10 protein-coding genes, 3 tRNA genes and 4 rRNA genes are annotated in these 16,484 nt (G+C 50.4%); 10 read left to right on the top strand and 7 right to left on the bottom strand.

The window, feature by feature from the left end; all coding sequences use genetic code 11:
- The first annotated feature begins 2 nt into the window (after positions 1–2).
- From tsaC to AC3ITF_RS02070, 3 genes are read left to right on the top strand one after another with little or no spacing between them, the layout of a single operon-like run.
- Entirely contained in the window at positions 3–575 is a 573-nt protein-coding gene (gene tsaC / locus AC3ITF_RS02060; protein ID WP_096755444.1) for an L-threonylcarbamoyladenylate synthase type 1 TsaC, read from the top strand.
- Position 576: 1 nt separating this feature from the next.
- Positions 577–1,398 (top strand): shikimate dehydrogenase, encoded by an 822-nt coding sequence (gene aroE, locus AC3ITF_RS02065; protein ID WP_181506476.1) that lies wholly within the window; start codon positions 577–579, stop codon positions 1,396–1,398.
- On the top strand, positions 1,395–1,652 hold the full coding sequence (locus AC3ITF_RS02070; RefSeq protein ID WP_117344022.1) for a DUF1488 family protein: 258 nt from the start codon (positions 1,395–1,397) through the stop codon (positions 1,650–1,652). Before aroE ends, AC3ITF_RS02070 begins: the two co-directional genes overlap by 4 nt.
- Here the strand turns inward: AC3ITF_RS02070 and AC3ITF_RS02075 are convergent.
- Positions 1,628–2,182, bottom strand: a complete 555-nt coding sequence (locus AC3ITF_RS02075) for a gamma carbonic anhydrase family protein (RefSeq protein ID WP_115257345.1) — start codon at positions 2,180–2,182, stop codon at positions 1,628–1,630. The genes AC3ITF_RS02070 and AC3ITF_RS02075 overlap by 25 nt on opposite strands.
- 471 nt (positions 2,183–2,653) lie before the next feature.
- Between AC3ITF_RS02075 and AC3ITF_RS02080 the strand changes: the two genes are divergently transcribed.
- The 7 genes from AC3ITF_RS02080 to rrf (AC3ITF_RS02110) all read left to right on the top strand — a co-directional run bounded on the left by AC3ITF_RS02080 (position 2,654) and on the right by rrf (AC3ITF_RS02110) (position 8,095).
- Positions 2,654–4,195 (top strand): 16S ribosomal RNA (locus AC3ITF_RS02080).
- A 70-nt stretch (positions 4,196–4,265) separates the two neighbouring features.
- Positions 4,266–4,342, top strand: a tRNA-Ile gene (locus AC3ITF_RS02085).
- A 109-nt stretch (positions 4,343–4,451) separates the two neighbouring features.
- Positions 4,452–4,527: transfer RNA gene (locus tag AC3ITF_RS02090), tRNA-Ala, on the top strand.
- Between the two features lie 206 nt (positions 4,528–4,733).
- A 23S ribosomal RNA gene (locus AC3ITF_RS02095) occupies positions 4,734–7,643 on the top strand.
- Positions 7,644–7,735: 92 nt separating this feature from the next.
- Positions 7,736–7,851: ribosomal RNA gene (gene rrf / locus AC3ITF_RS02100) — 5S ribosomal RNA — on the top strand.
- Positions 7,852–7,865: 14 nt separating this feature from the next.
- Positions 7,866–7,941: transfer RNA gene (locus AC3ITF_RS02105), tRNA-Thr, on the top strand.
- Between the two features lie 38 nt (positions 7,942–7,979).
- Positions 7,980–8,095: ribosomal RNA gene (rrf, locus tag AC3ITF_RS02110) — 5S ribosomal RNA — on the top strand.
- The 16S, 23S and 5S rRNA genes sit together here with 3 tRNA genes alongside, the layout of an rRNA operon.
- Positions 8,096–8,255: 160 nt before the next feature.
- On the opposite strand, the gene AC3ITF_RS02115 is transcribed toward rrf (AC3ITF_RS02110), so the two are convergent.
- From AC3ITF_RS02115 to AC3ITF_RS02140, 6 genes are all read right to left on the bottom strand, one after another.
- Positions 8,256–9,014 (bottom strand): amino acid ABC transporter ATP-binding protein, encoded by a 759-nt coding sequence (locus AC3ITF_RS02115; protein ID WP_096755448.1) that lies wholly within the window; start codon positions 9,012–9,014, stop codon positions 8,256–8,258.
- A gap of 7 nt (positions 9,015–9,021) precedes the next feature.
- The gene (locus tag AC3ITF_RS02120) at positions 9,022–10,125 is read right to left on the bottom strand and encodes an amino acid ABC transporter permease (protein ID WP_181491413.1); all 1,104 of its coding nucleotides are present in this window, start codon (positions 10,123–10,125) and stop codon (positions 9,022–9,024) included.
- Between the two features lie 9 nt (positions 10,126–10,134).
- Positions 10,135–11,316, bottom strand: coding sequence for an amino acid ABC transporter permease (locus AC3ITF_RS02125; RefSeq protein ID WP_135911306.1), 1,182 nt, complete (start codon positions 11,314–11,316; stop codon positions 10,135–10,137).
- 69 nt (positions 11,317–11,385) lie between these two features.
- The gene (locus AC3ITF_RS02130; RefSeq protein WP_096755451.1) at positions 11,386–12,411 is read right to left on the bottom strand and encodes an amino acid ABC transporter substrate-binding protein; all 1,026 of its coding nucleotides are present in this window, start codon (positions 12,409–12,411) and stop codon (positions 11,386–11,388) included.
- Positions 12,412–12,869: 458 nt separating this feature from the next.
- Entirely contained in the window at positions 12,870–13,091 is a 222-nt protein-coding gene (locus AC3ITF_RS02135; protein ID WP_096755452.1) for a lipoprotein, read from the bottom strand.
- A 270-nt stretch (positions 13,092–13,361) separates the two neighbouring features.
- Complete coding sequence (locus tag AC3ITF_RS02140; protein ID WP_117342760.1) at positions 13,362–16,475, bottom strand: efflux RND transporter permease subunit; 3,114 nt, start codon at positions 16,473–16,475, stop codon at positions 13,362–13,364.
- Positions 16,476–16,484: the final 9 nt, after the last annotated feature.

Genomic DNA, 16,484 nt, shown 5'->3' on the forward strand with positions numbered 1-16,484 from the left:
AAGTGAATAATAACCTGCCCACAGATCCCATCGCTGCTGCGATAGCGGTTCTGAAACAAGATAAAGTCATCGCTTATCCAACAGAAGCTGTTTTCGGCGTCGGCTGTGACCCAGATAGCGAAACGGCTGTTACTCGTCTGTTGGAACTAAAACAACGACCAATTGATAAAGGCTTGATTTTAATTGCGGCAAATTTTGACCAACTCAAGCCGTATATTGATGACAGCATGCTCACTGATGCCCAACGTGATGCTATTTTCGCGTGCTGGCCAGGTCCCGTTACCTTTGTGTTTCCGGCAGCGATAACGACACCACGTTGGTTAACCGGCCGTTTTGATTCGCTGGCCGTGCGCGTCACGGATCATCCGCTGGTGGTTGCGTTGTGCCAGGCTTATGGTAAACCGTTAGTTTCTACCAGTGCTAATTTGAGTGGTCTACCCCCTTGCAGAACGGTAGAGGAAGTACGCGTGCAGTTTGGTATAGATTTCCCCGTTGTCGAAGGTGATACCGGGGGGCGTTTAAATCCTTCGGAAATCCGTGATGCCTTGACGGGTGAACAATTTCGACAGGGGTAATATGAAAGAAGCCTATGCTGTTTTTGGCAATCCAATCGCGCACAGCAAATCGCCTTTTATTCATCAGCAATTTGCAGAGCAGCTGAATATCGATCACACCTATGGACGGGTGCTGGCGCCAATCAATAATTTTGTGAATACGCTGAACACCTTCTTTGCAGAGGGCGGTAAAGGGGCGAATATTACGGTTCCTTTTAAAGAAGAGGCATTTGCGCGGGCTGATGAATTAACAGAACGGGCATCGCTTGCCGGGGCGGTTAACACGCTTAAGCGTTTGGAAGATGGACGCTTACTTGGGGATAACACCGATGGTATTGGTTTATTAAGCGATCTTGAACGTTTAGCTTTTATTCGTCCCGGATCGCGTATTTTACTTATTGGGGCTGGTGGGGCATCCCGCGGGGTATTGCTCCCTCTTCTTTCTATGGATTGTGCGGTGGCCATCGTAAACCGTACCGCTTCGCGTGCAGAAGAACTGGCTCAGATCTTTTCCCATACCGGTAGCATTCAGGCCGTGGGATTTGATGAGCTTGAGAATAACACCTTCGATCTCATTATTAATGCGACCTCCAGTGGGATTAGTGGGGATGTTCCGGCTATCCCTGCATCACTGATCAACGCTTCTGTTTATTGCTACGACATGTTTTATCAGAAAGGGAATACGCCGTTCTTGTCCTGGTGCGCATTACAGGGAGCAAAACATTGTGCTGATGGGTTGGGAATGTTGGTAGGGCAGGCAGCGCATGCCGTTTTACTCTGGCATGGCGTATTGCCGAAGACGGAACCCGTCATTAAACAGCTGCAACTGGAACTGTCCGAGTGAACCAGGCTATCCAGTTTCCCGATAGAGAAGAATGGAAGTCAGATATAGATGCTGTCGTTTTCCCGGCGATGGTTCAGGGTATGCAGCTAACATGCGCCATCAACGGAGAGGTATTGGCGCGTCGCTTTGGCGGCAACACGCCTGAACAGTGGATGGAAATTTTTCGGGAGCATCGCTGGGATCTGGAAGATGAAGCCGAAGCATTGATCCAGGCTCAGCAAGAAGATGCTCACGGTTGGGTTTGGTTATCCTGACTCAAATACTCGTCTTTCCATTTCACATAGTTGTTAGCTGAATACTGCAGGCCCGCTTTTTCTTCATCGCTGAGTGGGCGGATCTGTTTAACCGGGCTGCCCAGGTACAGATACCCGCTCTCCAGGCGTTTGTTTTGCGGAACCAAACTTCCCGCGCCAATCATTACGTCATCTTCTACTACGACACCGTCCAGCAGGATCGATCCCATACCGACCAAAACGCGGTTGCCAATGACGCAGCCGTGCAGCATGACTTTATGGCCCACGGTGACATCCTCACCCACGATCAGTGGATTGCCTTGCGGGTTAGATGCTGATTTATGCGTGACATGTAACACGCTACCGTCCTGAATGTTTGTGCGGGCGCCGATTTGTACGTAGTTCACGTCACCACGGATCGCGACCAGAGGCCAGATCCCAACATTATCAGCCAGACGAACATCACCAATGATGACGCTGCTGGTGTCGATCATCACGCGTTTCCCGATCTGCGGGAAAAGATCCTTATAAGGACGCAGTACATCAGACATGTTTACCTCAATAAAATAGAGCAGTAATGAAGACTTTGGTTTGATTATCGAGACTGTGCAAGCGATTTAGTTATCAAAAATCAGGCATATTGTGCAGGAATGTAGCGAAAGGGGTAAAAAACAGCCACTCAGCAAAAAAGATCTAAAAAACACTTGTGCTAAAAAATGGGATCCCTATAATGCGCCTCCATCGACACGGCGGATGTGAATCACTTCACACAAACAGCCGGTTCGGTTGAAGAGAAAAACCTGAAAATAAACGGTTGACTCTGAAAGAGGAAAGCGTAATATACGCCACCTCGCAACAGTGAGCGAAAGCCGTGTTGCACTGCTCTTTAACAATTTATCAGACAATCTGTGTGGGCACTCGAAGATACGGATTCTTAACGTCGCAAGACGAAAAATGAATACCAAGTCTCTGAGTGAACATACGTAATTCATTACGAAGTTTAATTCACGAGCATCAAACTTAAATTGAAGAGTTTGATCATGGCTCAGATTGAACGCTGGCGGCAGGCCTAACACATGCAAGTCGAACGGTAGCACAGAGGAGCTTGCTCCTTGGGTGACGAGTGGCGGACGGGTGAGTAATGTCTGGGAAACTGCCCGATGGAGGGGGATAACTACTGGAAACGGTAGCTAATACCGCATAACGTCGCAAGACCAAAGAGGGGGACCTTCGGGCCTCTTGCCATCGGATGTGCCCAGATGGGATTAGCTAGTAGGTGGGGTAACGGCTCACCTAGGCGACGATCCCTAGCTGGTCTGAGAGGATGACCAGCCACACTGGAACTGAGACACGGTCCAGACTCCTACGGGAGGCAGCAGTGGGGAATATTGCACAATGGGCGCAAGCCTGATGCAGCCATGCCGCGTGTATGAAGAAGGCCTTCGGGTTGTAAAGTACTTTCAGCGAGGAGGAAGGGGATGTGGTTAATAACCGCATTCATTGACGTTACTCGCAGAAGAAGCACCGGCTAACTCCGTGCCAGCAGCCGCGGTAATACGGAGGGTGCAAGCGTTAATCGGAATTACTGGGCGTAAAGCGCACGCAGGCGGTCTGTCAAGTCGGATGTGAAATCCCCGGGCTCAACCTGGGAACTGCATCCGAAACTGGCAGGCTAGAGTCTTGTAGAGGGGGGTAGAATTCCAGGTGTAGCGGTGAAATGCGTAGAGATCTGGAGGAATACCGGTGGCGAAGGCGGCCCCCTGGACAAAGACTGACGCTCAGGTGCGAAAGCGTGGGGAGCAAACAGGATTAGATACCCTGGTAGTCCACGCCGTAAACGATGTCGACTTGGAGGTTGTTCCCTTGAGGAGTGGCTTCCGGAGCTAACGCGTTAAGTCGACCGCCTGGGGAGTACGGCCGCAAGGTTAAAACTCAAATGAATTGACGGGGGCCCGCACAAGCGGTGGAGCATGTGGTTTAATTCGATGCAACGCGAAGAACCTTACCTACTCTTGACATCCACGGAATTTAGCAGAGATGCTTTAGTGCCTTCGGGAACCGTGAGACAGGTGCTGCATGGCTGTCGTCAGCTCGTGTTGTGAAATGTTGGGTTAAGTCCCGCAACGAGCGCAACCCTTATCCTTTGTTGCCAGCGGTTCGGCCGGGAACTCAAAGGAGACTGCCAGTGATAAACTGGAGGAAGGTGGGGATGACGTCAAGTCATCATGGCCCTTACGAGTAGGGCTACACACGTGCTACAATGGCATATACAAAGAGAAGCGACCTCGCGAGAGCAAGCGGACCTCATAAAGTATGTCGTAGTCCGGATTGGAGTCTGCAACTCGACTCCATGAAGTCGGAATCGCTAGTAATCGTAGATCAGAATGCTACGGTGAATACGTTCCCGGGCCTTGTACACACCGCCCGTCACACCATGGGAGTGGGTTGCAAAAGAAGTAGGTAGCTTAACCTTCGGGAGGGCGCTTACCACTTTGTGATTCATGACTGGGGTGAAGTCGTAACAAGGTAACCGTAGGGGAACCTGCGGTTGGATCACCTCCTTACCTTAAAGAAACGTTCTTTGCAGTGTCCACACAGATTGTCTGATGAAAAATTAGCAGTAAAAATCTCTGCAGGCTTGTAGCTCAGGTGGTTAGAGCGCACCCCTGATAAGGGTGAGGTCGGTGGTTCAAGTCCACTCAGGCCTACCAAATTTGCCCTGATACTGTGTTGTGAAACGACTCGCATACTTCAGTATGCTTCGTCATTCCACGCCTTGTCTCAGGACAAATTATCGGTACAGAGATGAAGTATTACGATGGGGTTATAGCTCAGCTGGGAGAGCGCCTGCCTTGCACGCAGGAGGTCTGCGGTTCGATCCCGCATAGCTCCACCATCCTTTACTGCAAAAACACAAGAAAACTTCAGAGTGTACCTGAAAAGGTTCACTGCGAAGTTTTGCTCTTTAAAAATCTGGATCAAGCTGAAAATTGAAACGACACACTGTGTCTGTTCTCCGTAATAAGAACAGATAAGCGGTGTGTTCGAGTCTCTCAAATTTTCGCAACACGATGTGTTTTACGAAACATCTTCGGGTTGTGAGGTTAAGCGACTAAGCGTACACGGTGGATGCCCTGGCAGTCAGAGGCGATGAAGGACGTGCTAATCTGCGATAAGCGTCGGTAAGGTGATATGAACCGTTATAGCCGGCGATTTCCGAATGGGGAAACCCAGTGTGTTTCGACACACTATCATTACGTGAATACATAGCGTAATGAAGCGAACCGGGGGAACTGAAACATCTAAGTACCCCGAGGAAAAGAAATCAACCGAGATTCCCCCAGTAGCGGCGAGCGAACGGGGAGCAGCCCAGAGTCTGAATCAGCATGTGTGGTAGTGGAACGGTCTGGAAAGTCCGACGGTACAGGGTGATAGTCCCGTACACAAAATCGCATGTGTTGTGAACTCGAAGAGTAGGGCGGGACACGTGGTATCCTGTCTGAATATGGGGGGACCATCCTCCAAGGCTAAATACTCCTGACTGACCGATAGTGAACCAGTACCGTGAGGGAAAGGCGAAAAGAACCCCGGCGAGGGGAGTGAAAAAGAACCTGAAACCGTGTACGTACAAGCAGTGGGAGCCCTGATTTATCAGGGTGACTGCGTACCTTTTGTATAATGGGTCAGCGACTTATATTCTGTAGCAAGGTTAACCGTATAGGGGAGCCGAAGGGAAACCGAGTCTTAACTGGGCGTTAAGTTGCAGGGTATAGACCCGAAACCCGGTGATCTAGCCATGGGCAGGTTGAAGGTTGGGTAACACTAACTGGAGGACCGAACCGACTAATGTTGAAAAATTAGCGGATGACTTGTGGCTGGGGGTGAAAGGCCAATCAAACCGGGAGATAGCTGGTTCTCCCCGAAAGCTATTTAGGTAGCGCCTCGTGAACTCATCTTCGGGGGTAGAGCACTGTTTCGGCTAGGGGGTCATCCCGACTTACCAACCCGATGCAAACTACGAATACCGAAGAATGTTATCACGGGAGACACACGGCGGGTGCTAACGTCCGTCGTGAAGAGGGAAACAACCCAGACCGCCAGCTAAGGTCCCAAAGTCACAGTTAAGTGGGAAACGATGTGGGAAGGCACAGACAGCCAGGATGTTGGCTTAGAAGCAGCCATCATTTAAAGAAAGCGTAATAGCTCACTGGTCGAGTCGGCCTGCGCGGAAGATGTAACGGGGCTAAACTGTGCACCGAAGCTGCGGCAGCGACACTATGTGTTGTTGGGTAGGGGAGCGTTCTGTAAGCCGTTGAAGGTGTCCTGTGAGGGGTGCTGGAGGTATCAGAAGTGCGAATGCTGACATAAGTAACGATAATGCGGGTGAAAAACCCGCACGCCGGAAGACCAAGGGTTCCTGTCCAACGTTAATCGGGGCAGGGTGAGTCGACCCCTAAGGCGAGGCCGAAAGGCGTAGTCGATGGGAAACAGGTTAATATTCCTGTACTTGGTGTTACTGCGAAGGGGGGACGGAGAAGGCTATGTTAGCCGGGCGACGGTTGTCCCGGTTTAAGCATGTAGGCGGGAAGTTTAGGTAAATCCGGACTTCTGTATAACGCTGAGGTGTGATGACGAGGCACTACGGTGCTGAAGTAACAAATGCCCTGCTTCCAGGAAAAGCCTCTAAGCATCAGGTAACACGAAATCGTACCCCAAACCGACACAGGTGGTCAGGTAGAGAATACCAAGGCGCTTGAGAGAACTCGGGTGAAGGAACTAGGCAAAATGGTGCCGTAACTTCGGGAGAAGGCACGCTGATGGTAGGTGAAGCGACTTGCTCGTGGAGCTGAAATCAGTCGAAGATACCAGCTGGCTGCAACTGTTTATTAAAAACACAGCACTGTGCAAACACGAAAGTGGACGTATACGGTGTGACGCCTGCCCGGTGCCGGAAGGTTAATTGATGGGGTTATCCGTAAGGAGAAGCTCTTGATCGAAGCCCCGGTAAACGGCGGCCGTAACTATAACGGTCCTAAGGTAGCGAAATTCCTTGTCGGGTAAGTTCCGACCTGCACGAATGGCGTAATGATGGCCAGGCTGTCTCCACCCGAGACTCAGTGAAATTGAACTCGCTGTGAAGATGCAGTGTACCCGCGGCAAGACGGAAAGACCCCGTGAACCTTTACTATAGCTTGACACTGAACACTGGTCCTTGATGTGTAGGATAGGTGGGAGGCTTTGAAGTGTGGACGCCAGTCTGCATGGAGCCAACCTTGAAATACCACCCTTTAATGGCTGGTGTTCTAACGTAGACCCGTAATCCGGGTTGCGGACAGTGTCTGGTGGGTAGTTTGACTGGGGCGGTCTCCTCCTAAAGAGTAACGGAGGAGCACGAAGGTTAGCTAATCCTGGTCGGACATCAGGAGGTTAGTGCAAAGGCATAAGCTAGCTTGACTGCGAGAGTGACGGCTCGAGCAGGTGCGAAAGCAGGTCTTAGTGATCCGGTGGTTCTGAATGGAAGGGCCATCGCTCAACGGATAAAAGGTACTCCGGGGATAACAGGCTGATACCGCCCAAGAGTTCATATCGACGGCGGTGTTTGGCACCTCGATGTCGGCTCATCACATCCTGGGGCTGAAGTAGGTCCCAAGGGTATGGCTGTTCGCCATTTAAAGTGGTACGCGAGCTGGGTTTAGAACGTCGTGAGACAGTTCGGTCCCTATCTGCCGTGGGCGCTGGAGAATTGAGGGGGGCTGCTCCTAGTACGAGAGGACCGGAGTGGACGCATCACTGGTGTTCGGGTTGTCATGCCAATGGCATTGCCCGGTAGCTAAATGCGGAAGAGATAAGTGCTGAAAGCATCTAAGCACGAAACTTGCCCCGAGATGAGTTCTCCCTGACTCCTTGAGAGTCCTGAAGGAACGTTGAAGACTACGACGTTGATAGGTCGGGTGTGTAAGTGTAGCGATACATTGAGCTAACCGATACTAATGAACCGTGAGGCTTAACCTTACAACGCCAAAGATGTTTTGGCGAAAGAGACATCAAATTCAGCTTGATACAGATAAAATCAGAACGCAAAAGCGGTCTGATAACAGAATTTGCCTGGCGGCTGTAGCGCGGTGGTCCCACCTGACCCCATGCCGAACTCAGAAGTGAAACGCCGTAGCGCCGATGGTAGTGTGGGGTCTCCCCATGCGAGAGTAGGGAACTGCCAGGCATCAAATTTAGTGTGCTGATATGGCTCAGTTGGTAGAGCGCACCCTTGGTAAGGGTGAGGTCCCCAGTTCGACTCTGGGTATCAGCACCAGTTTTTAGGTTAATGTTCGGCACGTAGAAAAGAATTTGTCTGGCGGCTGTAGCGCGGTGGTCCCACCTGACCCCATGCCGAACTCAGAAGTGAAACGCCGTAGCGCCGATGGTAGTGTGGGGTCTCCCCATGCGAGAGTAGGGAACTGCCAGACATCAAATAAGTGAAAAGGCCATCCGAAAGGATGGCCTTTTTGCGTTATGTGTACTCAGAAAAGGCCAGATGACGGTGTCAACGCCCTATCCGACCTTTAGGATTGGTACCATTATTGGTCTGATAAATGTAGTGCCGTTATATGCAAGTGGATGATAATATTAATGTATTACCTGCGATAAAAACGCTCGCGTACGTTCAGAACGTGGATTGGCAAAAAACTCATCCGGGGGTGCCTGTTCCACTATTTCACCTAGATCCATAAAAATCACTCTGTCGGCTACCGTGCGTGCAAAGCCCATTTCATGGGTGACACACAACATCGTCATTCCTGATTGCGCCAGGCCAATCATAGTATCCAGTACTTCTTTCACCATTTCAGGATCCAGCGCCGAGGTGGGTTCGTCAAACAACATAATTTTGGGTTTCATACACAGCGAGCGCGCAATAGCCACACGCTGCTGCTGTCCTCCGGAGATTTGTCCCGGGAATTTATGCGCATGTTCCGCAATACGAACCCGTTCAAGATAGTGCATGGCCAGAACCTCAGCCTCTTTCTTTGGCATCTTGTGGACCCAAATAGGGGCCAATGTGCAGTTTTGCAAGACCGTCAAATGCGGAAAGAGATTAAAGTGCTGAAAGACCATACCGACTTCTTGCCTGACACGCTCAATATTGCGGATGTCTTCGTTGAGTTCAATCCCATCCACCACAATGCGTCCTTGCTGATGCTCTTCCAGATGATTAATACAGCGGATGGTTGTCGATTTACCAGAGCCAGAAGGCCCACATAATACGATGCGCTCCCCCTGTTTTACCTTCAGGTTAATATTCTTAAGAACATGAAACTGCCCATACCACTTGTTGACGTTTTCCAGCGTAATCATCGCGTCGGTAGACGGCATTAATAATTGGCTCATAAATTCCTCAGTGCGGTGTACGCCCGGTGTTAAAACGTTTTTCCAGATGTTGGCTGTAACGAGACATGCTGAAACAGAAAATCCAGTAAATCAGTGCGGCAAAAACGTAGCCTTCTGTCGACATCCCCAGCCAGGCGGGATCGACGGTTGCTTGTTGTACGCTACTAAAAAGATCAAACAGACCTATGATGATGACCAGGCTGGTATCTTTGAACAGCGCGATAATCGTGTTGACCAGGCCGGGAATAACCAACTTAAGCGCTTGGGGAAGAATAACCAGTCCCTGCGTCTTCCAGTATCCTAGTGCCAGTGACTCGGCGGCTTCATACTGCCCCTTTGGCAAGGCTTGTAATCCTCCGCGCACCACCTCCGCGACATAGGCAGACTGGAAAAGGATCACCCCAACCAGCGCGCGAATTAGTTTGTCGATGCTGGTACCTTCCGACATAAACAATGGCAGCATCACTGAGGACATAAACAGCACGGTGATCAACGGTACTCCACGCCAGAACTCAATGAAAATAACGGATAAAATCCGCACGACGGGCATATGAGAACGACGACCTAATGCCAGTAAAATTCCCCATGGAAGTGCACCGGCAATACCGACGGAGGCGATAATCAAGGTTAGCGTTAATCCTCCCCACTGCCGGGTTTCGACACGTTCGAGACCGAAAAAACCACCGTACATCAGCCACCAGACCACAATGGGGTAAACCACTGCCCAGACGGCGATATAGCGACCACGGTGGGACATGGTTTTCCAGAACATCGGGGCGATAGAAAGCAGACCGATAACCAGGGCCAGATTTACTCGCCAACGTTGATCGTGTGGATAGAGTCCATACATAAATTGGCCAAAGCGTTCATGGATGAACACCCAGCAGGCTCCTGCTTTCGTACAATCTGCCCGGGTAGATCCTACCCAGTTCGCCTGTAGAAATGCCCAGTTCAATAGAGGGGGAATAAACGCCCACATTAACCACACGCACAACAGCGTGAGCAGGCTATTTGACCAACTAGAGAACAGGTTCTTGCGTACCCACAAAATAACGCGTCCTGCGTGATTACTGTTCTGGCGCGTGGGGTGAGACAGCAGTGCTTTTGTCATCATGGCTCCTTAGCGCTCAATCAGTGCTATCCGACGGTTATAAATATTCATCAACAGAGAAATGCTCAGGCTGATGATCAGATACACCGACATGGTAATGGCAATGGTTTCAATGGCCTGTCCTGTTTGGTTAAGTACGGTCCCTGCAAACAGTGAAACCATATCCGGGTAGCCGATGGCTGCAGCCAGAGAGGAGTTTTTTACGATATTCAGGTACTGACTGGTCAGTGGGGGAATGATGACGCGCAGCGCCTGCGGGATAATAACCTGGCGAAGGGTTACCGGATTTGGCAGCCCCAGTGAGCGTGCGGCCTCGTGCTGACCATAAGGCACGGCCTGAATGCCCGCGCGAATAATTTCTGCAATAAATGCGGAGGTATACACCGAAAGTGCCAGCGTCAGCGCAGCCAGTTCTGGGATAAGCACCATGCCGCCACGGAAGTTAAAGCCGCGTAGTTCAGGCACATCCCAGTGTAGCGCTGTGCCAAAAATCCACTGTGAAAGCATCGGTAAAAAAGCGAACAGCGCCAGGGCCGTAGGCCAGGTCCGTCGTAACTGACCTGTTTTAGTCTGATGCATTTTATTAAAGCGAAATAACCCAATAGAGATGATGGCAGCAATCAGGGCGGCAGCGCAAAAGGCAGCAAGACCCTCTGCCATTTGTGGTGCCGGAATATAGAGCCCGCGGTTGCTCAGGAATGCGATATCCAATGCGTTAACAGCCTGGCGTGGGCCAGGTAAATTACGTAACACAGCAAAATACCAGAAGAAGATTTGCAGCAGCGGGGGAATATTGCGGAACGTTTCGATATAAATCGTTGAGAGCTTGCGCAGTAACCAGTTATCCGACAACCGCGCCAGTCCGAGAAAAAAACCGAGAAATGACGCGAAAACAATGCACAGCGCGGAGACTAACAGTGTATTAAGCAGACCGACCAGAAAGACGCGGCCATAGGTATCGCCCTGCTCGTAATCAATCAGATGCTGAACAATGCCAAATCCGGCACTGCGATCGAGAAAAGAAAACCCCGAGGTAATACCGCGGCTGCTCAGGTTATTAATCGTGTTATGAATGAGGTAGACCGCAATGCTGACGACCGCAATGACGGCGAGTATTTGAAATAACCAGGCGCGGACCGCAGGGTTAGAAAAGGAGAATGATCCTTTTACGCTTGAGCGGCGATGGGGCATAAGAAAACCTCGGTAACTGTGACTCTGGGCTGAGCGCCGCAGCTGCGGCGCCCGTTACATCGCTACGGATTAACGCACCGGCGGTGCGTATTGGATGCCGCCGTTATTCCAGAGGTTGTTCTGTCCGCGTTTGATCTTCAGCGGGCTTTCCGATCCCACGTTACGTTCAAAGATCTCCGCGTAATTTCCTACCTGCTTAATAATATGGTAAGCCCATTTGTTATCGAGCTTCAGATCTTTGCCGTAGTCACCTTCTTTGCCTAGCAGGTGAGCCATATCCGGTGTTGCCGGGTTAGCTGCTTTTTCATCAACGTTTTTCGAGTTAACACCCATCTCTTCAGCGTTCAGCATGGCGAACAGGGTCCAGCGAACAATGGAAAACCACTCGTCATCTCCACGGCGGACGACAGGTCCCAGCGGCTCTTTGGAGATAACTTCAGGCAGGACGATCCATTCTGCAGGATTGCTTAGCTTGATTCGCAGGGCATACAGCTGAGACTGGTCGGAGGCAAGCGTATCGCAGCGACCAGATTCCAGTGCCTTGGCGGATTCGTCCGATCGGTCAAAGGTGACGGGGGTGTACTTCATGTTGTTGGCCTTAAAGTAATCGGCCACGTTCAGTTCGGTATCTGTACCTGCCTGAATACACACCGTTGCGCCATCCAGTTCTTTAGCGCTCTTCAGACCAGCTTTATTGTGGGTGAGAAAACCAATGCCATCGTAATACGTTACACCAGTAAAGGACATGCCCATACCAGCATCACGAGAAGAGGTCCAGGTGGTGTTACGTGAGAGAAGATCGACTTCGCCGGACTGTAACGCTGTGAAGCGTTCTTTGGCGGTGAGTGGGGTATATTTTACTTTTGTATCATCACCGAATACGGCAGAGGCAACACCGCGGCAAACATCGACATCAATACCCGAAAATTTACCGTTCGCATCGGCGTAAGAAAAACCAGGCAAACCATCACTGATACCACATTGTACAAATCCTTTTTTCTTTACGGCATCAAGCGTTGCGCCGGCATGTGCCTGATTTGCAATCGCAAGCATCACGCCGGCCGCAGCCAGGCTGGCTATTATCATCTTTTTCATAGAGCATCCTGTGTGGAGGAATTATTGTTATGGAGACGTTTTGAAAACGTCTTTTACCTGTCTGTGGCTTTGGCCATACTCTTCTAAGCAAAGGTAGTGCCAGTTTTTTGCGACCGAATATTCGACGCAATATGCAGAGTGTAGACAGGAAAAAATAAATGCAGCGCCCTGAAGTGGTGCAAAATTGAAACGTAAGCCACATTTCGGCGCAAAAAATTTAAAATTCAGACAGGACGCAGGATAACGATTTCGGGCGGTAATATTGATGACGTGAGAATAACGATAGGAGGACATGTTGTTACGAAGAATACAAAAAATGCTAATTTCACATCGCGGATATGTGAGTGGAATCTATAATAATCTTATTCTATGATTGATGTCTTACACCAACCTTTTGTCTTATATGATAATTATCATTCTGATTAAAAGCGCGGCAGGTACCGCGCTTTTAAGAGGATTCATTTGGTTAGGGCAACGATCCCAAGTGTTAGGCCGGCAATGGCAGCAGCACCACCGGCGATTGCACCTGCTGTTTCCCAGTTATCCTGCGTGGTGCCTTTCATACAGGTATTGGTATGAACCAGGCGGCCCTGATCGTCATAGACAGGTACGCAAGGAGAATCGTGTGCACAGCCTGCCAGTAATGCTGTCAGCAATGCAACGGAAATTAATCTTTTCATGGTGTTACCTCTAAAATAAACGTTTCGCTAATAAAGCAAAGACAAACGCAAAGCCATCTGCGAAATCGAAAGCTATTTTACCACCTCTTAAAAAAAGACTGACATGAGGAATAATCTCAATTCGTGTGGTTTGTAAACATAATGAATAAAGCACATAGCAATAAATGCTTTTTTTCTGAGGGGTGGGAAAAAATAAATGGCTATCTTATTAATAAATAAAGATCTCAATATCCGGTAAAAAGGCGTCCGTAGACGCCTTTATTTTACAAATTAATCATTGTGTCGACTAAAACGTCGTCTAACGACAACAAAGAAGACAGGAACGAAGAAGATAGCGAGCAATGTGGCGGTGAGCATTCCCCCCATCACACCGGTACCAACCGCATTTTGTGCGCCACTACCTGCGCCGCGACTGATTACCAACGGCATAACCCCCAGAATAAAGGCCAGCGAAGTCATCAGGATTGGGCGAAGACGCATTCGGGAGGCTTCCAGCGTCGCTTCAATCAAGCCTTTACCCTCTTTATCCATCAGGTCTTTGGCAAATTCCACAATCAGTATGGCGTTTTTGGCAGAGAGACCGATGGTGGTAAGCAGGCCGACCTGGAAGTACACATCGTTATTCATTCCGCGTAGCGACGCGGCCAGTAGCGCGCCCACAACACCCAGTGGAACCACGAGCATGACGGAGAAGGGGATCGACCAACTCTCATACAATGCGGCAAGGCAAAGGAAGACAACGATTAACGAGATGGCATACAACGCAGGTGCCTGGTTACCTGACAGGCGTTCCTGGTAAGACATACCGGTCCAGTCATGACCGATACCGGTTGGCAGTTTTTCTGCCAGGCTTTCCATCATCGCCATGGCTTCACCGGTACTTCTACCCGGTGCGGCTTCTCCCAGTAGCTCCATTGATGGCATACCGTTGTAACGTTCCAGCCGCGGTGAACCATAGACCCATTGAGAAGAGCTAAATGTTGAGAATGGCACCATTTCGCCATTGGCGCTGCGGACATACAGATTATTGATGTCTTCCGGCAACATACGGAATTTTGCATCAGCCTGGACGTACACTTTTTTCACGCGGCCGCGGTCAATGAAGTCATTGACGTAGTAGCCGCCCAGTGCAGCGGAAATGGTTTCGTTAATATCAGATAGCGAAACACCCAGCGCCTGCGCTTTTTCCTGATCGACATCCAGCTTGAACTGTGCGGTATCTTCCAGGCCATTAGGGCGTACACGAACCAGCAGGTCCGGGTGTTGGGCGACCATCCCCATCAACTGATTACGTGCCTGGGTTAACGCCGTGTGTCCCAGTCCTCCCTGGTCAATCAGCTCAAAGTCAAAGCCAGTTGCCGTGCCCAATTCAACAATGGCGGGCATGTTGAAGGGGAATACCAGGCCATCACGAATCTGGCTAAAGGCGCGGGTCGCACGGGCAATAATCGATTCAACGTTATTTTCCGTTCCGCTACGCTCTTCCCAGGGCTTGAGGCTGACAAACGCCATCCCTGAGTTTTGCCCTTGTCCGCTGAAGCTAAAGCCGTTAACCGTAAAGACGCTTTCAACGTTGGCTTTCTCCGTGTTCAGGTAGTAGTGGGTGACCTGATCCAGCACCTTTTGGGTACGTTCTTGTGTTGCGCCAGCCGGAAGTTGAATCATGGTCAGGAATACACCCTGATCTTCTTCCGGCAGGAAGGAGGTGGGTAGGCGCATAAACAGCACCGCCATTCCCACAACGATGATCAGATAGACGACCAGATAACGTCCAGTTTTACGAATAATGCCACTGACGCTATTGGTATAGTGGTTGACGCTGTGATCGAATTTGGCATTAAACCAGCCGAAGAAGCCGCTCTTTTTCTCGTGGTGCTCTGCTGACACCGGTTTGAGCAATGTGGCACAGAGCGCAGGGGTCAAAATCAATGCGACCAGTACCGAAAGTGCCATGGCAGAAACGATGGTGATTGAGAACTGGCGGTAAATTGCCCCGGTGGAACCACCAAAGAAGGCCATCGGGATAAACACCGCAGACAGCACCATGGCGATACCCACCAACGCCCCCTGAATCTGCGACATGGATTTCTCCGTCGCCTCTTTGGGGGGGAGATTTTCTTCTATCATCACGCGTTCAACGTTCTCGACCACCACTATCGCATCATCGACCAACAGGCCGATGGCGAGTACCATCCCGAACATCGTCAGGGTGTTTATCGAGTAGCCAAACGCTGCCAGTACGGCAAAGGTACCCAGTAATACGACGGGCACGGCGATGGTTGGAATGAGCGTGGCGCGGATGTTTTGCAGAAACAGGTACATCACGAGGAACACCAACACGATCGCTTCGAACAGTGTTTTCACTACCTCATGAATAGAGATGGTGACGAACGGCGTGGTGTCATATGGGTAAACAACCTTCATTCCCTGCGGGAAGAACGGTTGCAGTTCGACTAGTTTAGCTTTAATTGCGTTGGCGGTATCCAGCGCGTTAGCACCGGTAGCCAGCTTGATACCAAGGCCGGATGCCGGTTTACCGTTAATACGGGCAACGACGTTGTAGTTTTCTCCACCTAACTCAATGCGCGCCACATCCTTCAAGTGAACAACAGAGCCATCACTGTTCACGCGTAATGTCACTTTGCCGAACTCTTGTGGATCTTTCAGGCGTGTTTGCGCAATTATCGAAGCGTTAAGCTGCTGATTAGGTAATGCAGGTGTCCCGCCTAACTGGCCTGCGGCTATCTGATCGTTTTGCACCTTCAACTGATTAATGACATCAACCGGTGTGAGCTGGTATTTGTTCAATAAATTCGCATCCAGCCAGATACGCATGGCGTATTGTGCACCAAACAGCTGCACGTCGCCCACGCCGTTTAAACGACTGATGGAGTCTTTAATGTTTGAGGCGACATAGTCCGAGATGTCATCTTGCGTGGTCTGTGGATTGTCAGAAACAAAGCCCGCGACCATCAAAAAGCTGCTGCTTGATTTCTCAACGCCGATACCCTGCTGCTGGACTTCCTGTGGCAGTAATGGGGTCGCGAGCTGCAGTTTGTTTTGTACCTGTACCTGAGCAATATCAGGATCGGTGCCGGACTGGAACGTCAGCGTGATAGTCACGCTGCCAGCTGAGTCGCTGGTGGATGACATATACATCAGGTTATCGATACCGTTCATGTTTTGTTCGATAACCTGTGTGACCGTGTCCTGCACGGTTTGCGCATCCGCACCTGGGTAGGTTGCGGAAATCGCAACGGCAGGAGGGGCAATAGTAGGATATTGCGCCACGGGCAGCTGCATGATTGCCAGCGCACCCGCCATCATCAAAATGATGGCCAGTACCCAGGCAAAGATAGGACGCCTAATAAAAAAGTTTGCCATGTCCTGTTA

The sequence above is a fragment of the Citrobacter sp. KH_055_1 genome (assembly GCF_057838705.1).